The sequence below is a fragment of the Moraxella bovoculi genome (genome assembly GCF_000988745.2).
GTDB lineage: Bacteria > Pseudomonadota > Gammaproteobacteria > Pseudomonadales > Moraxellaceae > Moraxella > Moraxella bovoculi.
In genome coordinates, this window is the sequence record NZ_CP011381.2 from 1,350,358 (window position 1) to 1,368,161 (window position 17,804).

Genomic DNA, 17,804 nt, shown 5'->3' on the forward strand with positions numbered 1-17,804 from the left:
TTGGATTTGGTATTTTTTAGAAGATTTGGCGGCAGTGAGTCAAAACAACAAATACGGCTTTATTGACAAAACAGGTAAGGTTGTAATTCCTTATCAATATGATGATGTTCGGGGGTTTGAAAATGGTGTGGCAAAGTATCACTAAATGGTGAAATCATTTTTGGTGAACCCTTTTATATAGACAAAACAGGCGAACGCATTGATTAAAATAAAGCACCCAAGTGGGTGCTTTTTAAGTCACTTCAACAGCCACAGTATCGCCATCGGCAGCCAAACCGCCGTTACCAAGCCGTTGATGGCAAGCCCGAAGGCAGCATATCGCCCTGCGGTGGGGCTGATTGTCCATGCCTCGACCGTACCAATGGCGTGAGCGACCAAGCCAAGCGCCAAGCCTTTTGCTCTGTCGTCCGTGATGTTTTTGAACAAAATTCGGCAAACCCCCGCCCCCAAAATCCCCGATACGATGATGATAAGATTCGCCATGACAAGTGGCGCATCGATGATCTGAGCGACCGACAAGCCCACAGGCGTGGTCACCGAACGCGTGGCGAATGACAGAATCGTATCCATATTTAGCGCGAACAAATAGGCAAGCAGCATCGGCACGATCGCCCCAACTAAGCTTGCCATGACGACAATGATAGACAGCTTTTTGACAGGCAAGCCCTTAAAATCCATACCTGCCAAAGGCACAGCAAGCAGAACGGTGCTATACCCAAGCAAGCGATCAAAGACAGGTCTGGCGTTGGCATAGTAGGTATTATAAGGCAGCTGAATGACTGTGAGAATGAGAAGCGTCAGCACAATGGCGATGATGATCATCGGTATCCCACGAAAATAACGGTTGATATATCGCAAGACATACTTCGCCCCGATGTGAGCAATGAGCGTAACGACAAAGGCAATCAGAATGGTGGTGCTGTCAATGGTGATGTTATCCATGACTCACCCCCTGTCCTTGGCAGCGTTGTCTTGATCGTTGTTTTTGAGCCATTTTTGGGACAATTTGGCAAACGCCCACAGCGGTATCACGGTGCTAAGTACGATGACCGCCGACACGGCAAGCAAGTCCGACCCAAGCCCAAACAACAAAATCCCCGCTCCTGCCGACACGGGTAGAAAGGCGAACCCACTGTCCACCAGTAGCACGCTAGACGATGATGATAGCCAATTTGGCAAACCACCCTTAATGAACCGCACGCCCATCAGCACGACAAAGAGTGACACCAGACCAACAATATTGGTGGCGGTCGGCATGCCAAAAGCAGTGCAAACGACCAACGCAAGCTCGCGCACACCAATAACGATAATAACAGTAGCAAGCATGCCCAGCCAGAAAGTCTGCGACTTGGTCAAATATGGGGATTTCATGGTCGTCCTTGTAACGAATTAACTTTTATTAAAGCACTATCTATTCACAAGGTCAAGCCGTGATCGGTCCACTTTATAGAAATGTTCGGTATTTTCTGAGAGAATGAAATATCATTAATGGTTTAAAATGAGTGCGAAGATTTCATAATCCGTGAGAAAAGTGTAGATCTAGCAGTCGATGGTGTACTTATGGCCTAAAAATAATATTGGATTTTGTTTAAGAGCCTAATCTAAGATTTGCTTTGTGGAGCAATATCTGCCAAAATACAAATCGCTACATACACCCTTTTTAAAAGCACGATTTTTATGGCCCTTTTGTAACATACAAATTTGAGATTCAACATATTTATTATCAGACATGTTTACAAATCCAATATTTTCACATCCTCGCTCTTCCACATCACTTTTAATTAATTCATCATTAACATTCTTTTTGTTTGGTTTGTAAAAATATGACCGGCTTTGTGGTGGTGGTCGCATTGACCTAGCTAGGCAACCTGTTAAGATGCAAAGGCTTAAAACACATAAACAAAACTTTTTGATTGCTTGCTCTTTTGTTGTTTTGTTTATCTTAGCAAATCACAGAGTGCGTATTACTTACCACTTACCACTTACCAAAACCACGCCCTACAAACAAAACGGGTCTAAATCATCATTGTGATCTTTATCATCATTCGCCTTAACTTCCACCTTTTCAAACTCTTCCAATTCTGGCAAAAATTGGCTTGCCTCGTGTGGCGGCAATACGTCAAAGGCATTAAAATGATATTTACCAAGCAATTCTTTTAATTTAGCTTTAGCAAGGCGAACGGTGAGCATCTCATGCCCTGTATCGTCAAATTCGCTATGGGTGATGACCCCAAGCTCATGCAAGGTATTTTTAAATTGTCCTGCGTGATAGGGTAAGGTGAGCGTAAAGTCGGACAGTCCGCCCACCAATAGCTCTTGCACGGCTTGAGTGAGTTCGTCCATGCCTAAGTTTTCACGAGCAGACACATAGACACGGTGTGGCACGCCTTGTTCTTTGTAGTGAATGGTTGGCATCTCATCGGTGCGGTCAATTTTATTATGCACCAGTAGTACAGGAGCAGTCACACCAATCTCATCAAGCACCGCATTCACCGCATCAATCTGCTCGTGCATCTCGGGGCTACTGCTGTCAATGACATGAAGCAGTAGGTCGGCCTCTAGAGTCTCTTCTAGCGTGGCATGAAAGCTCTCCACCAGCTCATGGGGCAGATGACGCACAAAGCCCACCGTATCAGCAAGCACAACATTGCCCACGCCCGCCCATTTAACCTTACGAAGTGTCGGGTCTAGCGTGGCGAACAGTTGGTCAGCGGCGTAGATATTGTCATTGGCAAGGCGGTTAAAGAGTGTGGATTTGCCTGCGTTGGTGTAACCGACAAGCGACACGGTCGGCACGTCTGATTTTTGGCGCTTGGCGCGTCCTTGCGAGCGGGTTTGTTTGACTTTATCGAGCTTGTTTTTGAGCTGATTTACCCGAATTTGCAAAAGTCGTCTGTCCGTCTCCAGCTGCGTCTCCCCCGGCCCTCGAAGTCCGATACCGCCCTTTTGACGCTCTAGGTGCGTCCACCCACGCACAAGGCGAGTGGCAAGGTGCGACAGCTGGGCAAGCTCCACTTGCAATTTACCTTCATACGTTCTGGCACGCTGGGCAAAAATATCCAAAATCAGCCCCGTGCGGTCTAGCACACGGCACTTAATCAAGGCTTCTAGATTTCTCTCTTGGCTTGGGGTTAGGTCGTGGTTAAAGATCACGATGTCCGCTTCATGACGCGCCACCGCCTGGGCAATCTCGTCTGCCTTGCCCGTGCCGACAAAATATTTGGCGTGCGGCTTGTTCCGTCCACCTGTGATGATGTCAAGCTCATTCGCTCCTGCCGAATGCACCAGCAGGCGAAACTCTTCTAAATCATCAGGGTCAATCATCTCACGTATGTCAAGATGTACCAAAATGGCGTTCTCTCCGCCGTCATGTCGGTCAAAATATTGCAAAAGCTGTCCTTTGTGATTTCAATGTTATCTGTGGTAGATTGTGGTATGATAGCCAAATTTCAAGGTAGGATCATACGATGACTATACTGCATTTTAATCATAAAACCCTTGACCTATCCACCCCTAGAATCATGGGCGTGCTAAACGTAACGCCCGATTCATTTTCAGACGGCGGACGTTTTAACAGCATAGACACTGCCCTACGCCATGCCGATGAGATGATACGCTGGGGCGTGGACATTATTGACATTGGCGGAGAGTCCACTCGCCCCAACGCCCCAAGCGTAGCAACCGAGACCGAGCTTGATAGGGTTATCCCTGTGGTACAGGCCTTACAAGCGGAGTTTGGCAAAGATGTGTGGCTATCGCTTGACACGAGCAATCCTGTCGTCATGGAACAAGGCATTCATGCAGGGGCGGACATGGTTAATGATGTACGTGGACTTCACCGAGATGGGGCATGCGATGTGGTTGCTCGCCTTGATTGCCCTGTGGTTATCATGCACTCACGGGGCGAACCTGATACGATGACCCAAACCATGAACAGCCTTGCCAATTATGATGATGTGGTGCGTGAAGTCATCAGCGAGTTAGATAGAGACATTCAGAGAGCCCTAAACGCAGGGGTCAGACGTGAAAACATCGTGATAGATGTGGGCATGGGTTTTGCCAAAAATCACGCTCATCACATCACGCTTATGCAAAGCTTGGATACTATCATCGCTCATTTTGGCTTGCCCATGCTCTTTGGTGTATCCCGTAAGCGATTCTTAGGCGAGATTTTAAGTACATTTGCCCCCGCTCAAGACCACCTCCCAACCGACAGAGACGTGATAGGCACGGTTGCTCACCTGCTTGCCATTCAAAAGGGGGCAAGTATTGTCAGAGTGCATGATGTCGCTCACATGGCGCAGGCGATAAAGATATGGCAGATGGTCAGCTGATTATGTTTAAGTTAACTTTTTTGGGTACGTCCAGCGGCATCCCCACCAAAAGACGTAACGTCTCCGCCCTTGCCGTCGAACTACCCGCCAGTGAGCAAGAAACCACCAATCATCGTGCGCCTTGGCTACTGATCGACTGCGGCGAAGGCACACAGCATCAGCTCATGTACACCAAGCTACGCCTTAGTAACTTGCGCGCCATCTGCATCACTCATGTGCATGGCGATCATTGCTATGGCTTGGCGGGCTTATTGGCAAGCCTTGCCATGCATGGGCGCACCACTGCGCTGACCATCATCGCACCTAAGGGTGTTTTTGCGTTATTAGACGCTTATGTCGCCCATACCGAGCTTAGATTAAGTTTCGCCATCGAGCGTATCATCGTTGAACATGATCAGCCGACCACCCTGTCATTGGACAATCAAACCCTCAATATCAAGACCACCGCTCTATCACACCGCTGTCCTAGTTATGCGTTTATCATTAAACAAGCCATACATCAACATAAGCTGAACATTGACAAGCTCGTTAGCGATAACATCCCCAAGCACTTTTGGCATCAGATATTCAAGACCAATCTACCGCACCAGCCCATACGTATCAATAATGAATCCATCATCCCAAATGAATACATTGAGCAGATGGACATCAAATCCAAGATCGTCATCGCTGGCGATAATGACACACCAGAACTTTTGACTGATGTGATCCATGATGCTGATGCTCTGGTTCATGAAGCGACCTACACACAGGCGATACTGGATAAGGTGCTGTCTCGGACAGGCGAAAGCAGCTTCGACCCACAGCACAGCAGCGCCAAGATGGTGACGCAATTCGCCCAGCGTGTAAAACTTCCTAATCTTATCCTGACGCATTTTAGTGCCAGATTTGCGCCTTTTTATGAGCCAGATAACCCTGCCCCTAACATGGGTCATGTCGCACAGGAGATCAGTCAGCACTATCAAGGGTACTGTGTATGCGCCGAAGACTTCATGTCCATACTCATTAATGACAAAAACATGAAAATCATGAAAAAATAAAATAATATAAATCAATATCTTATGTTATTTTTATAAAAGTTTTATAAAAAAATACTTGTCAACTTCCAAAAAATGTATATAATACGCCCATCAAGACGACATCGACAGATGGTCTAGATAGACAACTTGGGGACGTGGCGGAATTGGTAGACGCACTGGATTTAGGTTCCAGCGCCGCGAGGTGTGAGAGTTCGAGTCTCTCCGTCCCCACCACATTTTAAGAACCGATGATGATTCATCGGTTTTTTATTTTAATAAAACACTTGAAAAATCATAAAATCTTAGTATAATAAACGCTCGTTTCGGGCCTATAGCTCAGTCGGTTAGAGCAGAGGACTCATAATCCTTTGGTCCACAGTTCGAGTCTGTGTGGGCCCACCAAATTAAACCCTTTAAAGTCGATGCTTTAAAGGGTTTTTATTTATTTGATTTAATTAGCTATAATTATAATATTGATCAGCACTGATCGCATCGGGAATGGGGTTATTCAGTAGCGCCAAGGTTTCACGCTCCATCAGTCTTACCATGGTATCTAGCGGCAGGTCATTATCCGCTGTACCAAACGGCTCTTCTAGCTGATAACTAAGCTCATCAAGCCCAAGCAAAAGATAGGATAAGAAACCCACCAAAAATGGCGTCCAAATCCCCATAACCGACTCCAGCCCAAATGGCAACATCCAACAAAAACAAAATACCGCCCGATGCAGCAGCACCGAATACGGAAAAGGCAGTGGCGTGCTGGCGATACGATCGCAGCCTGCTTGAATGCTACCCATCTCTACCACATGACGCTGAACGCTGGTATAGATGATATCTGTCATGCTGCCTGACTTGACTGCATCCATCAGACGCAGCTGCATCCGCTCAAGCACCAGCTGCGGTGCATTGATATGCTGATTAAATCGATCTATCTCATCTTGGTCGATCGGATGATAATGGGTGAACTGCTCAATACTCGACGACTGTCCGCGCAGACGATTGCGCAGCAGACCAATAAATATCAACATGTCAGTTAGCAGCTTATCTCTTTGATAAGGTTCGAGAAAATGACTGTCGCGGGTTAGATGTCGCGTATTAGCGATCATCGCGCCCCATAGCTTTCGCCCTTCCCACCATCTGTCATAGCAGGCGGTGTTACGAAACCCCAAGAATATCGACAACACCACCCCAAATACAGTAAAACCCACCGCAGGCACGCCCGTGACGGTATACACCTTATAGTGGGTGAGCATCCATGCCACCATAGACACTGCCATTAAGATGAGCACCATGGGTAGCACTTTTGGCAGTATCGTGCCACGCCAGACGAACAATAGCTTTAGGCTGTTACTTTTATCGCGTACTATCATGGATTATTTTAGGACAGAAAGCGGATCGATGTAGCTGGAATTACGAGAAATACGAAATTCAAGCAATGCCGCACCATCAGGCTGAGCACGCATGCTTGCGATCTTTTGACCTGCTTGCACGGTCTGACCTGACTTAACTTCTGCATTTTGGATGTGGAAATAGTTACTCACAAAGCCATCTGTATGAGCAATTGCGATCATTGCACCATCGATGTTACCATCAGCATGAATCACCGTTCCCGAGCGGCTCGCCAGCACTGCATCGCCGCCACGACCCGAGAACCACATGCCCTGACTGGTGACACTTTGACCATTAATGGTGGTCGTACCATAACGACGAACCACAGGGTTACTGCTGCCCACAGGATAGAGAAACTGCATCAGACCCGCACTACCCACTGATAGTGGTGCATTAGCAGCAGGTGGCGGTGTGTAGCTTGGCGCAGGTGTTGGCAGCGGTGTGGTCGCACGAGGTAGCGTACTTGCCACAGGTGTAGGCGCTCTGGTTGTGGTCGGTGCTGGTGCTCTTTGGGCAGATGGCGTTGGGGTTCTGCCAGCTGTATCGCCTTTACCCTGCCATAGGATTAAGTATTGCCCTGTATAGATGGTGTACTTAGAATCCAATCCATTCATTCGCCCAAGTTCACGCCAGTCAAGCCCATAACGCTCTGCAATCTTACTAACAGTATCGCCCTGCTTTACCATGTAGCGATTTGGTACACCGCGGCTATTGGTCACGATTTTTTGATTGCTCGCACCACCATTGTAAGTTGGCTTGCTTGCACAGCCTACAAATGTCAAAGCACCACACGCACTGATCAATAGCGCGGTAGCTTTTAGGGGTGCCATGAGTGAGTTTGTTGTTTCTTTGTGGGCGACATCCATCACAATAACCTCTTTATACAGCTTGATGATTTATTTTGGCAAAATTATAAACAAAATCCAGATAAACATAACCGCCCAATTTGGGCAAAGTTTATTGTAACACAACCATAAAAAACATGAAAACCCATCACAGGACAGGTTTTCATGTTTTTGTTAAAAAAAGATTAATTAAAACAATTGTTTACAATTTAGCAAAACCAATCATTTAACCTTGAGCGAGATTCGGCTGTTCGCTACGCTTAATGAATGCATAGATCACGCCCGTTACGACAGAGCCCACCGCAATCGCCACCAGATACATCAAGGGCTGCGACACAAAAGGAATCACGAACAATCCACCATGAGGCGCCTGCAAGGCAATGCCAAGACCCATCGAGATCGCGCCTGTGAGCGCACCACCGATGAGTGAGGCGATGATCACGCGTGCAGGGTCTGCCGCAACGAACGGAAGCGCGCCTTCAGAGATGAAGCACAGACCCAGTACAAATGAGGCCTTACCCGCATTGCGTTGGTTTTCATTGAATCTACGGCGAGCGATCCAAGTTGCGATCGCCATGCCAATCGGTGGCACCATACCAGCCGCCATCGCGGCAGCGATTGGGGTATAGACACCTGAAGCAATCATACCCACAGAGAAAGTATAAGCTGCTTTATTGATAGGACCACCCATGTCCGCACACATCATCAAGCCTAGGATGATGCCTAGAATGATGGCGTTGATCTCACCCATGGATTTTAGCCAATTGGTCAGCATCTCCATCAGTGCCGCCACAGGTGGGTTAATGGCATAAACCATCAACAACCCCACGATGAGCGAACCTAGTAAAGGCAAAATCAGAATGGGCTTGAGCGCAGAGAGGCTTGGCGGCAGCTTAATGGCGTTATTTAGGAATTTCACCGTATAGCCCGCTAAGAAACCAGCAACAATACCGCCCAAGATGCCTGCGCCGGCTGTCGTAGCCAGCATACCACCAATTAGACCCACCGCCAAACCAGGGCGATCCGCGATTGAGAATGCCACATAACCTGCAAAGATAGCAATCATCAAATGAAATGCCGCGCCGCCACCGATGTCCATCAATGCTTTTGGCAGACCAAAGGCGATCGCTTGATCCTTAAATGCTTCCACACCGAACATGAACGACATGGCGATCATCAGACCACCTGCCACCACAAGTGGTAGCATGTGCGACACACCGGTCATCAGATGCTTATAGATGCCTTTTTTGTCATCAGCATCTGCCGCCTGTGCAGCGTTCGCCGCACCGCCTTGATAGATTGTCGCTTGACTTAATGCCTTATCAAATTCCTGCGCTGTCTTCTTTAGGGCAAGCCCCGTTGAAGTGCGGTAAATTCTCTTGCCTTGGAATTTTGACAGATCAACATCGATGTCTGCCGCCACGAACACCAGATCAGCAGCAGCCACCTCATCAGCGGTGATGGCATTGCCAGCACCCACCTGCCCGCGAGTCTCAACCTTGACATTCCACCCTTGAGCCTTGGCATGCTTCTCGATCGCTTCTGCTGACATGAAAGTATGCGCCACCCCTGTCGGACAAGCTGTTACCGCCACGACATTAAACGGCTTATTAGATGGCGATACAGCACCTACAGCACTCGTAGATTCTTGAGCTGATACAGGTAGTAGTTGATTCAGATAATCATCTTGGTCAAATTGCGCTTCATCTAAGGCATCTTGATTCAGATAAATGGTCTTGCCTTCGACAGCCTGACGATCACCAATGATGATCTTGTGCGCATGTGTTGCCTTATCATCAAGACTTACCGTGGCAGGAACCGCTCTGTCTTGTAGCGCCTTTGCCAGTTTCTTGGCAAGCAGCAGCGAATATGCTGTTCCCTGCTTTGGGAAAATCACATAAGAGGTGGATAAAAATTGCATGAAATTTTCCTACATTAGGATAACAATATCAGTCTCAAGGCAGCAGTTTAACTTAAAACCACCAAGAAACCATTAAATAAATCTAATCATCAGCGACCTGACGAACTTGAACCTGTGGCAGCAGTCGGGACAATTCTTCATCATTCGCCGCGCGAAAGCCAACAATGCTCACCGCATAAGCTGATAAGGCGGTCGCACGCGCCAAAGCAGTCAAGGCATCTAAGCCTTGTAATAGCCCGGTCATCATTCCTGCCACCAAGGTATCGCCTGCACCTACCGTGCTAACAACGGTCATTTTTGGTGGTGTCGCCTGATATACCTTATCACCAGCGAACCAGTTCACGCCTTGGCTGCCCATTGATACGATGACGTTATCAATGTTCATGCGACCAATCAGCGCGCGCTGTTCTTGAAGGGTCTTTGCAGGCTTATGAAATACTTCAAACAGCTCATCATCATTAGGCTTAATAAGCCAAAGCTTATGCTTAAAGGCAACTTTTAAAGCGTCGCCACTGACATCGACCGCCACTTTATCACAGACTGCCGTTAGAGTGCTGAGTAATTTATCAAAGTCGCCAACATCAAAGCCCTGCGGTAGGCTACCTGCCACCAAGACAGCTTGGCAATCTTTGGCTAGATCACTAAGCTGCTTGAATAGCATTTGCTTGTCAGCATCATTCACCAAAAAGCCTTTGCCGTTAATGTCGGTCGTCGTACTGTTATCAGCGATCTTAATATTCGTACGGGTCTCGCCTGCCACACGCACAAAACCATCTTGAACCAACCCACCCTGCATTGCTTGGCGATCTGTAAATAACTGCTCAAATATGGCAGCATTGTCCACCCCCAAAAAGCCCGATGCAATGGTATCAATACCAAGATCAGCAAGAATCTGAGCAGCATTTAACCCTTTACCAGCAGCATCAGATTGGGAGGATAAAGCGCGATTCACCTCACCCACTCGCAGCCCATCCACCGATACCGTCATGTCGATGGCGGGATTCAATGTGATACATAATACTGACATCAGTTGCGATCCTTATAAGTTAAGGTGCGCACGTCGCTGGCAGTTTGGCATGCCAAAGCTCGCTTGGCAAGGTACTGACAATCGACCAGATTCAGTCCGCGAATCTGATCTTTAACCAAAGCAATGCTCGATACCGACATACTAAGCTCATCAACGCCAAGTCCCATTAGGATAGGCACTGCTTTTTCGTCGCCTGCAAGCTCACCACACACGCCCACCCATTTGCCATGAGCATGTGCTGCCTTGACCGTATGGTCGATGAGCGTCAAGATACTTGGGTGCAGACCGTCCGCATCTTTTGATAAAACCGGATGACCGCGGTCAATCGCCAAGGTGTACTGGGTCAAATCATTTGTGCCGATACTAAAGAAATCCACTTCCTTGGCGAACGCATTCGCCATGATCGCCGCGCTTGGCACCTCAATCATGATGCCCACTTGTAGATTATCATGCGGATATTCTGCCAGCACCTCATCTAAGATTGATCGAGCTTGCGCCCACTCTTCAAGCTGCCCCACCATCGGGAACATGATTCGAAGATCTCGACCCTTGGATGCACGAATGAGCGCAATAAGTTGATTCTTAAGAAGTTCTGGCTGCTTTAATGTTAGACGAATGCCACGCACTCCCAAAAATGGATTATCCTCGCTCGGCATCGGCAGGTATGGCAAAGGCTTATCCCCGCCAACATCTAAGGTGCGCACCACCAAAGGCTTGCCTTCTAGCGCATCAAAAACTTTCTCATAATCACAAATCTGCGTGTGAATATCTGGCACTTGTCTGTGAGCCATGAATACAAGCTCAGTACGAAGTAGTCCCACCGCCTCAGCACCACTATCCACAGCAGGCTTAGTATTATCGACATTACCGAGATTCACCGCCACTTCGACACGATGACCATCTTGTGTGATGGCAGGTTCATGTGCGTGCTGATGAGCAATGCGTTTGCGTTCTTTTAGGGCAAGCTGTTCTTTTTGACACGATTCGATCTGCGCTTCACTTGGCTCAACCACAAACCAGCCTTCACCTGCATTCATCAGAACTTTGGCGCCTTGATCGATGTTTAGAACTTCTGCACCTGCACCCACCAAAGCAGGGATTCCTAAGGCACGTGCAACGATGGCACTGTGTGAACTGGCACCGCCTACCGCTGTTAGAATGCCTGCCACTCGTGCAGGATCTAGACTTGCCACATCAGATGGCATTAGATCCTCTTTGATAAGCACATACGGAGAATTAGGTTCGCTCGGTAGCTCTTGACCTGTCAGTGCAGAAAGCACCTTTTGACCGACATCTCTTAAGTCTGCCGCGCGCTCAGCCAGCAGGTGATTGGAGACTGATGATTGTAATTTTGCCATCGTTTCAATATGCGCATGCCAAGCCGCTTCGGCAGACAGCCCATCATCGATGCCGTCTTTGGCACCAAAGGTTATCTCTTCATCTTCTAACAGCACCAAATGAGCGGTAAAAATCTTAGCAATCTCGGCGCTCTTAGCGTGGCCGATGGTCTGAGAAAGTTCTTCTTTGGCCGCCTCGATCGCACTCATGAGTCGGGCAAATTCTGCCTTTGGATCGCTTGAAGTCGCTGGGTATTCAAACCGCATCTGACGAACGACATGAGCTTCACCCACCGCTAGACCTGACGATGCTGTGGTTGCCGAGCTCTTTTCGCCCTTGACGATTGGACTGGCTTTATCACTAAAATCAAGCACGACTGGTGTTGATTCATTGGCTGCTGTAGTCGCTGCCAGAGCTTGTACGCTCTCGCCCAATCCATCAGCCACTGCCTGAGTTAATTTGTCCAGGTGCGCCACCGCATCCGTGTCAGGCTCTGCGATGAATTTTAGGGTCTGACCACGGACAGCACCAAGAGATAATAAGCGCGATAAGCTCTTGGCCGATACAAAAAACCCATCATCCACCGCAACTTTAATCTCACCATTGGCTTCTTTGGCAAGGCTTGACAGCGCAGTGGCAGGACGTGCGTGTAGCCCGTGTTCGTTTAGGATGACGGCCGTCTTAGTCGCCCAAGATTGGTTAGATTCTGCGCCTAACAGCTCTATGATCTTAGCAGTATCTACACCATCAACCGCTGTGGCGAAGTCATCGTCAAGCATGGCATCGTAAGCTTGGCTTAATTTCTTAACATCTAAACATTCATTGGCAACGACCACAGCCACGGCTTTTGGAGCGATGTTCTGTTTGGCTATGGCGATGGCAAGCGCCGACTGATTAATCTGCTCGCTCTTACCTTGAATGGTAATACATCTAATATTATTGACCAATGATGTTGATTGGCTGGACAGTGCGGATATGCCATTTACCATGCCTGATGACTTTAGTGCATTTAAGGCGGTAAAGTATAATGCGTCTGAGTCTTTGGCGCTATCGTCTTGCTTGATCAGATTCTCATGCAATAAGAATGACAATGGCGCGCCTTGAATAATGGCAAGCACATCCTCTGGTGTCTTGGCAGATTTAACTTTATCTGACACGTCATCAGACAACACCTTGGTCAGCTGTTTTAATACTTGCAGGTGCTCATCAGACTTGGCAGCGATAACCGCAGCCAGATATACCACATCACCCTCATCATTCCAAACCACCCCATCAGAAAAATACACCAAGCGCACCCCTGTCTGTATGATAGCATCGCGCGAGGCAGGTGTCCCATGCGGAATGGCAATGCCCTGACCCAGATAAGTCGCCGACTGCGCTTCACGGTCTTTTATGCCTTGTAAATATTCTGGCGTGGTCAAAGCATCTTCGACGAGTACACCACCAAGCACCGCTAACGCTTCGTCTTTGTTGGCGGCATGGGCATTCATGCGGATGTCTTTTGCCGTTAATTGCATGTCATTCCTTAGGCACAAACCTGATTGATCGCTTGGACGAGCCGAGCGATTTATGCGAAATTTATAAACTCAAAAATTAGATAATTTTACCATTTTTGGGCGTTAAAAATAATAACTTTTCTCAATATTTTTGTAAAAAAACAGCAGACCCAACTTTGGATCTGCTGTTAATGATAGATACCTACTACAGAAGTTACATGCCTGGCTTGGTATATGCCAAGATGACGATGATCAAATAAGCCATCACAGCAAGTAGCATGCCTGCACGAGCCTGCACATTGGTGCTGGTTGGACGGATGGCCTTAATGTTCGCCGATACCGCAACGAATAGCAGCACTAATTTAGCGATCGCCCAATGCTGTACGCCTGCTACTTGGGTTAATTGCCAAAATAGATACAGACCTGTACCCACTAGTAGCAGATAAATAAGGTGGCTAGCCCCCTTAAAGGCGCGCGACAATACCAGCTGCTTACCACTAAAAACAAAAATCGTCTGATACAAGAACAACCCTAGCGTGATCAGCGCCATGAGCATGTGTAGATGTTTCATGATAATCCTATTCGTAGATAACTTCTAAAATCTCAAACTCCACCAAGCCGCCTGGGGTTTGAATCTTCGCTTCATCGCCTTCAGACTTGCCAATCAATCCGCGAGCAATAGGAGAGTTCACGGAAATCTTACCTGTCTTAACGTCAGCCTCGTCATCACCCACGATCTTGTAACGACGCTCTTCACCATCATCGATGTTCTCAAGAGTCACTGTCACACCAAAGACCACGCGACCATCTTGGGGTAGCTTGGTAGGATCGATGACTTGCGAGCCGCCAAGTTTGGCTTCGATGTCACGGATTCGCGCTTCGCACAAGCCCTGTTGTTCACGCGCGGCGTGATATTCGGCGTTTTCTTTGAGATCGCCATGCTCGCGAGCCTCTGCGATGGCATTGGTGATGCGTGGACGTTCAACGGTTTTTAACTGTTTTAATTCAGCTTCTAAAGCGGCGTGCCCTTCTGGGGTCATTGGATAACGCTGCATGATTTTCTCCATGAATAAATACAAATAGTGAAAAACACCACGCCAAAAAGAGTGGTGTTTTTTATCAGTCAGAATATTGGCTAATGGTAGCAGTTTTGATTCAAAACTTCAAGCCAAATTCATCTGCCATCTTAGGCGTGCAAGTCTTGAAGCTTATACACATCAAAAGGCAGCTTAATTTCATAAGCCTTACATACCGCTTGTGCTGCTGACATTGTGGTCACATGGAACACTTTGCCCTGTAGCGCGCTGCGGCGGATAGAGAAAGAATCCTCTTGCGCTTGCTTGCCTTCGGTGGTGTTAATCACAATTGCGATTTCGCCATTTTTGATGGCATCTACGATGTGCGGACGGCCTTCGCTGACTTTATTCACACGCTCACAATCGATGTCAGCTTCTGCCAGCACCTTCTGTGTGCCGTCAGTTGCCACTAATTTAAAGCCGTAATTAATCAAGGCACGTGCCACTTCTGGGACGTATTTCTTATCACTATCACGCACTGACAAGAACACAGTCTTAGTCTCGCCCTCAGTTGGCAGACCTGGCAGGCGCTCATTCGAGCCGATGATTGACTTATAGAACGCTTCTGCGAAGGTCTTACCAACGCCCATTACCTCGCCTGTTGACTTCATCTCTGGTGATAGGATTGGGTCCACACCAGGGAATTTAGCGAATGGGAATACCGCTTCTTTCACTGAGTAGTGGCCTGGGATGACTTCTTTGGTGAAGCCCTGCTCCGCCAATGTCTTGCCTGCCATGCAGCGAGCAGCGATTTTCGCCAACGAATTGCCAATACACTTAGACACGAAAGGTACGGTACGGCTGGCACGCGGGTTCACTTCTAAGATATAGATAGTATCATCCTTAACCGCGTACTGCACGTTCATCAGGCCCACAACACCAAGCTCTTTCGCCATGGCGATGGTTTGCTCACGGATTTGGTTTTGGATTTCTTGACTTAGTGAATAAGGAGGCAATGAACACGCTGAGTCACCAGAGTGAACACCCGCTTGTTCGATGTGCTGCATGATGCCACCAATGACAACCTCTTTGCCATCAGACACACAGTCCACGTCTACTTCGATCGCATCATCTAGGAATCTGTCTAGCAGTACAGGTGCTTCGTTCGATGCTTGAACAGCCGTTTTTAGGTAATGGCGCAGTTCATCTTCGTTATACACGATCTCCATCGCACGACCACCCAATACATAAGATGGGCGAACAACCAGCGGATAGCCAACTTCTTTGGCACGTACCAGACCTTCATCAGTGCTGGTAGCAAGTGCGTTCGGTGGTTGATTTAGGCTTAGCTGATGTAGCATACGCTGGAAGCGCTCGCGGTCTTCAGCGCGGTCAATCGCATCAGGACTGGTACCAATGATAGGTACACCCGCTTCTTCTAACGCTCTTGCCAGCTTCAATGGTGTCTGACCCCCATACTGTACGATGACACCTTTCGGGTTCTCAGTACGGACGATTTCTAGTACGTCTTCTAGCGTCACCGGTTCGAAGTACAGACGATCAGACGTGTCATAGTCTGTAGATACGGTCTCTGGGTTACAGTTCACCATGATGGTCTCATAGCCATCTTCGCGCATCGCAAGTGCTGCATGTACACAGCAGTAGTCAAATTCAATACCTTGTCCGATACGGTTTGGACCGCCACCGATGACCATGATTTTGTCTTTATCAGTTGGGCGAGACTCACATTCCTCATCATAGCTAGAATACATATACGCGGTTGATGTCTCAAACTCCGCTGCACAGGTATCCACGCGCTTATACACAGGATAGACGCCCAAGCCCCAACGATGCTTGCGGAATTGCTTTTGGCTGATGCCCATCAGACTAGCAATTCGCAGATCGCTCATGCCTTTACGCTTAAACTTACGGATATTATCAGCGTCTAGGTCGCCAAAGCCTAGCGATTTAATTTCATTCTCGGTTTTTACGATGTCTTCGATTTGGATCAAGAACCAACGATCAATCTTCGTCAATTCAAACACATCATCCAAGCTAAAGCCATGACGGAACGCTTCAGCGATATAGAAAATACGTTCAGGTGTAGGAATGCTTAGACGGTTCTTAATCTCTGATTCGATGGCGTGAGTTGATTTGCCAGTCAGATCAATAATCTCATCAAAACCTGTCGCACCCGTCTCAAGGCCGCGCAATGCTTTTTGCATTGATTCTTGGAAATTACGTCCAATCGCCATCACCTCACCCACAGATTTCATCTGCGTGGTCAGCGTTGGCTCAGCTTGTGGGAATTTTTCAAAGTTAAAGCGTGGCACTTTGGTAACCACATAGTCAATCGATGGCTCGAATGATGCAGGTGTCTTACCGCCTGTGATGTCATTTTTAAGCTCATCTAGCGTATAGCCGACTGCCAGCTTGGCAGCGATCTTAGCGATCGGGAAGCCAGTTGCCTTTGATGCCAATGCAGATGAACGGCTGACACGTGGGTTCATCTCGATGACCACCATGCGACCATTATCAGGGTTAATGCCGAATTGAACGTTTGAACCGCCCGTCTCTACGCCAATCTCACGCAGTACGGCGATAGATGCATTACGCATGAGCTGATATTCTTTGTCGGTGAGGGTCTGAGCAGGTGCGACGGTGATGGAGTCACCTGTGTGCACACCCATCGGATCAAAGTTCTCGATAGAGCAGACGATGATGCAGTTATCTTTTTTGTCACGCACCACTTCCATCTCATATTCTTTCCAGCCGATTAGGCTCTCATCGATCAGAAGCTGATGCGTTGGTGATAAGTCAAAACCGCGCTCACAAATTTCAATAAATTCTTCTTTGTTATAAGCGATACCACCGCCAGAGCCACCCATGGTGAACGATGGACGGATGATTACAGGGAAGCCAAAGCGTGATTGAATCTCAAGCGCCTGCTCCATCGTCTCAGCGATGTCTGCGCGTGGGCACTCTAGGCCAATTTTCTTCATGGCTTTGTCGAACAATTCGCGGTCTTCAGCCTTTTCGATGGCTTCTTTGGTCGCGCCGATCAGTTCACAGCCATACTTAGCAAGCACGCCATACTTATCTAAGTCTAGCGCACAGTTCAGTGCTGTCTGACCACCCATTGTTGGTAGGATTGCATCTGGGCGTTCTTTTTCGATAATACGCTCAACTGTCTGCCAAGTGATCGGCTCAATGTAGGTCGCATCCGCCATCGCAGGGTCGGTCATGATGGTCGCTGGGTTTGAGTTCACTAGGATAACTCGGTAGCCTTCTTCTTTTAAGGCTTTACAGGCTTGGGCACCCGAATAGTCAAACTCACAGGCTTGACCGATGACAATGGGGCCTGCACCGATGATTAGAATGGATTGTATGTCGTTACGTTTTGGCATGGTTTTTCTCTG

General features: G+C 48.0%; 14 protein-coding genes and 2 tRNA genes. 5 read left to right on the plus strand and 11 right to left on the minus strand.

What is annotated here, in order from left to right; genetic code table 11:
• The first annotated feature begins 4 nt into the window (after positions 1-4).
• Positions 5-145: a WG repeat-containing protein gene (locus tag AAX10_RS10610; protein WP_080702225.1), complete on the plus strand. Its 141-nt coding sequence runs from the start codon at positions 5-7 to the stop codon at positions 143-145.
• 92 nt (positions 146-237) lie between these two features.
• Here the strand turns inward: AAX10_RS10610 and AAX10_RS06150 are convergent, their stop codons facing one another.
• The 3 genes from AAX10_RS06150 to hflX form a co-directional block, all read right to left on the minus strand.
• On the minus strand, positions 238-942 hold the full coding sequence (locus AAX10_RS06150; RefSeq protein ID WP_036366207.1) for an LrgB family protein: 705 nt from the start codon (positions 940-942) through the stop codon (positions 238-240).
• Positions 943-945: 3 nt separating this feature from the next.
• The gene (locus AAX10_RS06155; protein ID WP_046700142.1) at positions 946-1,371 is read right to left on the minus strand and encodes a hypothetical protein; all 426 of its coding nucleotides are present in this window, start codon (positions 1,369-1,371) and stop codon (positions 946-948) included.
• Positions 1,372-1,998: 627 nt separating this feature from the next.
• Positions 1,999-3,390 (minus strand): ribosome rescue GTPase HflX, encoded by a 1,392-nt coding sequence (gene hflX, locus AAX10_RS06160; RefSeq protein WP_046698342.1) that lies wholly within the window; start codon positions 3,388-3,390, stop codon positions 1,999-2,001.
• 77 nt (positions 3,391-3,467) lie between these two features.
• Between hflX and folP the strand changes: the two genes are divergently transcribed.
• The 4 genes from folP to AAX10_RS06180 all read left to right on the plus strand — a co-directional run bounded on the left by folP (position 3,468) and on the right by AAX10_RS06180 (position 5,755).
• Positions 3,468-4,334 (plus strand): dihydropteroate synthase, encoded by an 867-nt coding sequence (folP, locus tag AAX10_RS06165; RefSeq protein WP_046700143.1) that lies wholly within the window; start codon positions 3,468-3,470, stop codon positions 4,332-4,334.
• A gap of 2 nt (positions 4,335-4,336) precedes the next feature.
• A complete protein-coding gene (locus AAX10_RS06170; protein ID WP_046700652.1) occupies positions 4,337-5,374 on the plus strand; it encodes a ribonuclease Z in 1,038 nt (345 codons plus the stop codon).
• Positions 5,375-5,502: 128 nt separating this feature from the next.
• Positions 5,503-5,587, plus strand: a tRNA-Leu gene (locus AAX10_RS06175).
• Between the two features lie 91 nt (positions 5,588-5,678).
• Positions 5,679-5,755, plus strand: a tRNA-Ile gene (locus tag AAX10_RS06180).
• Positions 5,756-5,808: 53 nt separating this feature from the next.
• Here the strand turns inward: AAX10_RS06180 and AAX10_RS06185 are convergent.
• From AAX10_RS06185 to carB, 8 genes are all read right to left on the minus strand, one after another.
• Positions 5,809-6,723, minus strand: coding sequence for a bestrophin family protein (locus AAX10_RS06185; protein ID WP_046700144.1), 915 nt, complete (start codon positions 6,721-6,723; stop codon positions 5,809-5,811).
• A 3-nt stretch (positions 6,724-6,726) separates the two neighbouring features.
• The gene (locus AAX10_RS06190; protein WP_046700145.1) at positions 6,727-7,608 is read right to left on the minus strand and encodes a M23 family metallopeptidase; all 882 of its coding nucleotides are present in this window, start codon (positions 7,606-7,608) and stop codon (positions 6,727-6,729) included.
• Between the two features lie 205 nt (positions 7,609-7,813).
• The gene (locus AAX10_RS06195) at positions 7,814-9,508 is read right to left on the minus strand and encodes a fructose-specific PTS transporter subunit EIIC (protein WP_046700146.1); all 1,695 of its coding nucleotides are present in this window, start codon (positions 9,506-9,508) and stop codon (positions 7,814-7,816) included.
• 82 nt (positions 9,509-9,590) lie between these two features.
• Positions 9,591-10,535 carry a 1-phosphofructokinase gene (gene pfkB, locus AAX10_RS06200; RefSeq protein ID WP_046698345.1) on the minus strand — a complete coding sequence of 315 codons (945 nt, stop codon included), beginning with the start codon at positions 10,533-10,535 and terminating at the stop codon, positions 9,591-9,593.
• Positions 10,535-13,390 carry a phosphoenolpyruvate--protein phosphotransferase gene (ptsP, locus tag AAX10_RS06205; RefSeq protein WP_046700147.1) on the minus strand — a complete coding sequence of 952 codons (2,856 nt, stop codon included), beginning with the start codon at positions 13,388-13,390 and terminating at the stop codon, positions 10,535-10,537. Before ptsP ends, pfkB begins: the two co-directional genes overlap by 1 nt.
• A 193-nt stretch (positions 13,391-13,583) precedes the next feature.
• Positions 13,584-13,940: a SirB2 family protein gene (locus AAX10_RS06210; protein WP_036366185.1), complete on the minus strand. Its 357-nt coding sequence runs from the start codon at positions 13,938-13,940 to the stop codon at positions 13,584-13,586.
• Positions 13,941-13,947: 7 nt separating this feature from the next.
• The gene (gene greA / locus AAX10_RS06215; protein ID WP_046700148.1) at positions 13,948-14,424 is read right to left on the minus strand and encodes a transcription elongation factor GreA; all 477 of its coding nucleotides are present in this window, start codon (positions 14,422-14,424) and stop codon (positions 13,948-13,950) included.
• A gap of 131 nt (positions 14,425-14,555) precedes the next feature.
• Positions 14,556-17,792: a carbamoyl-phosphate synthase large subunit gene (carB, locus tag AAX10_RS06220; protein ID WP_046698348.1), complete on the minus strand. Its 3,237-nt coding sequence runs from the start codon at positions 17,790-17,792 to the stop codon at positions 14,556-14,558.
• Between the last annotated feature and the right edge of the window lie 12 nt (positions 17,793-17,804).

What these genes read in the sequence shown, in the direction of transcription:
- ptsP (WP_046700147.1), bottom strand. Translation starts at nt 13,390, where the DNA reads ATGCAATTAACGGCAAAAGACATCCGCATGAATGCCCATGCCGCCAAC.
- AAX10_RS06155 (WP_046700142.1), bottom strand. Translation starts at nt 1,371, where the DNA reads ATGAAATCCCCATATTTGACCAAGTCGCAGACTTTCTGGCTGGGCATG.
- AAX10_RS06210 (WP_036366185.1), bottom strand. Translation starts at nt 13,940, where the DNA reads ATGAAACATCTACACATGCTCATGGCGCTGATCACGCTAGGGTTGTTC.
- greA (WP_046700148.1), bottom strand. Translation starts at nt 14,424, where the DNA reads ATGCAGCGTTATCCAATGACCCCAGAAGGGCACGCCGCTTTAGAAGCT.
- AAX10_RS06195 (WP_046700146.1), bottom strand. Translation starts at nt 9,508, where the DNA reads ATGCAATTTTTATCCACCTCTTATGTGATTTTCCCAAAGCAGGGAACA.
- AAX10_RS06185 (WP_046700144.1), bottom strand. Translation starts at nt 6,723, where the DNA reads ATGATAGTACGCGATAAAAGTAACAGCCTAAAGCTATTGTTCGTCTGG.
- pfkB (WP_046698345.1), bottom strand. Translation starts at nt 10,535, where the DNA reads ATGTCAGTATTATGTATCACATTGAATCCCGCCATCGACATGACGGTA.
- folP (WP_046700143.1), top strand. Translation starts at nt 3,468, where the DNA reads ATGACTATACTGCATTTTAATCATAAAACCCTTGACCTATCCACCCCT.
- carB (WP_046698348.1), bottom strand. Translation starts at nt 17,792, where the DNA reads ATGCCAAAACGTAACGACATACAATCCATTCTAATCATCGGTGCAGGC.
- AAX10_RS06150 (WP_036366207.1), bottom strand. Translation starts at nt 942, where the DNA reads ATGGATAACATCACCATTGACAGCACCACCATTCTGATTGCCTTTGTC.
- AAX10_RS06190 (WP_046700145.1), bottom strand. Translation starts at nt 7,608, where the DNA reads ATGGATGTCGCCCACAAAGAAACAACAAACTCACTCATGGCACCCCTA.
- AAX10_RS06170 (WP_046700652.1), top strand. Translation starts at nt 4,337, where the DNA reads ATGTTTAAGTTAACTTTTTTGGGTACGTCCAGCGGCATCCCCACCAAA.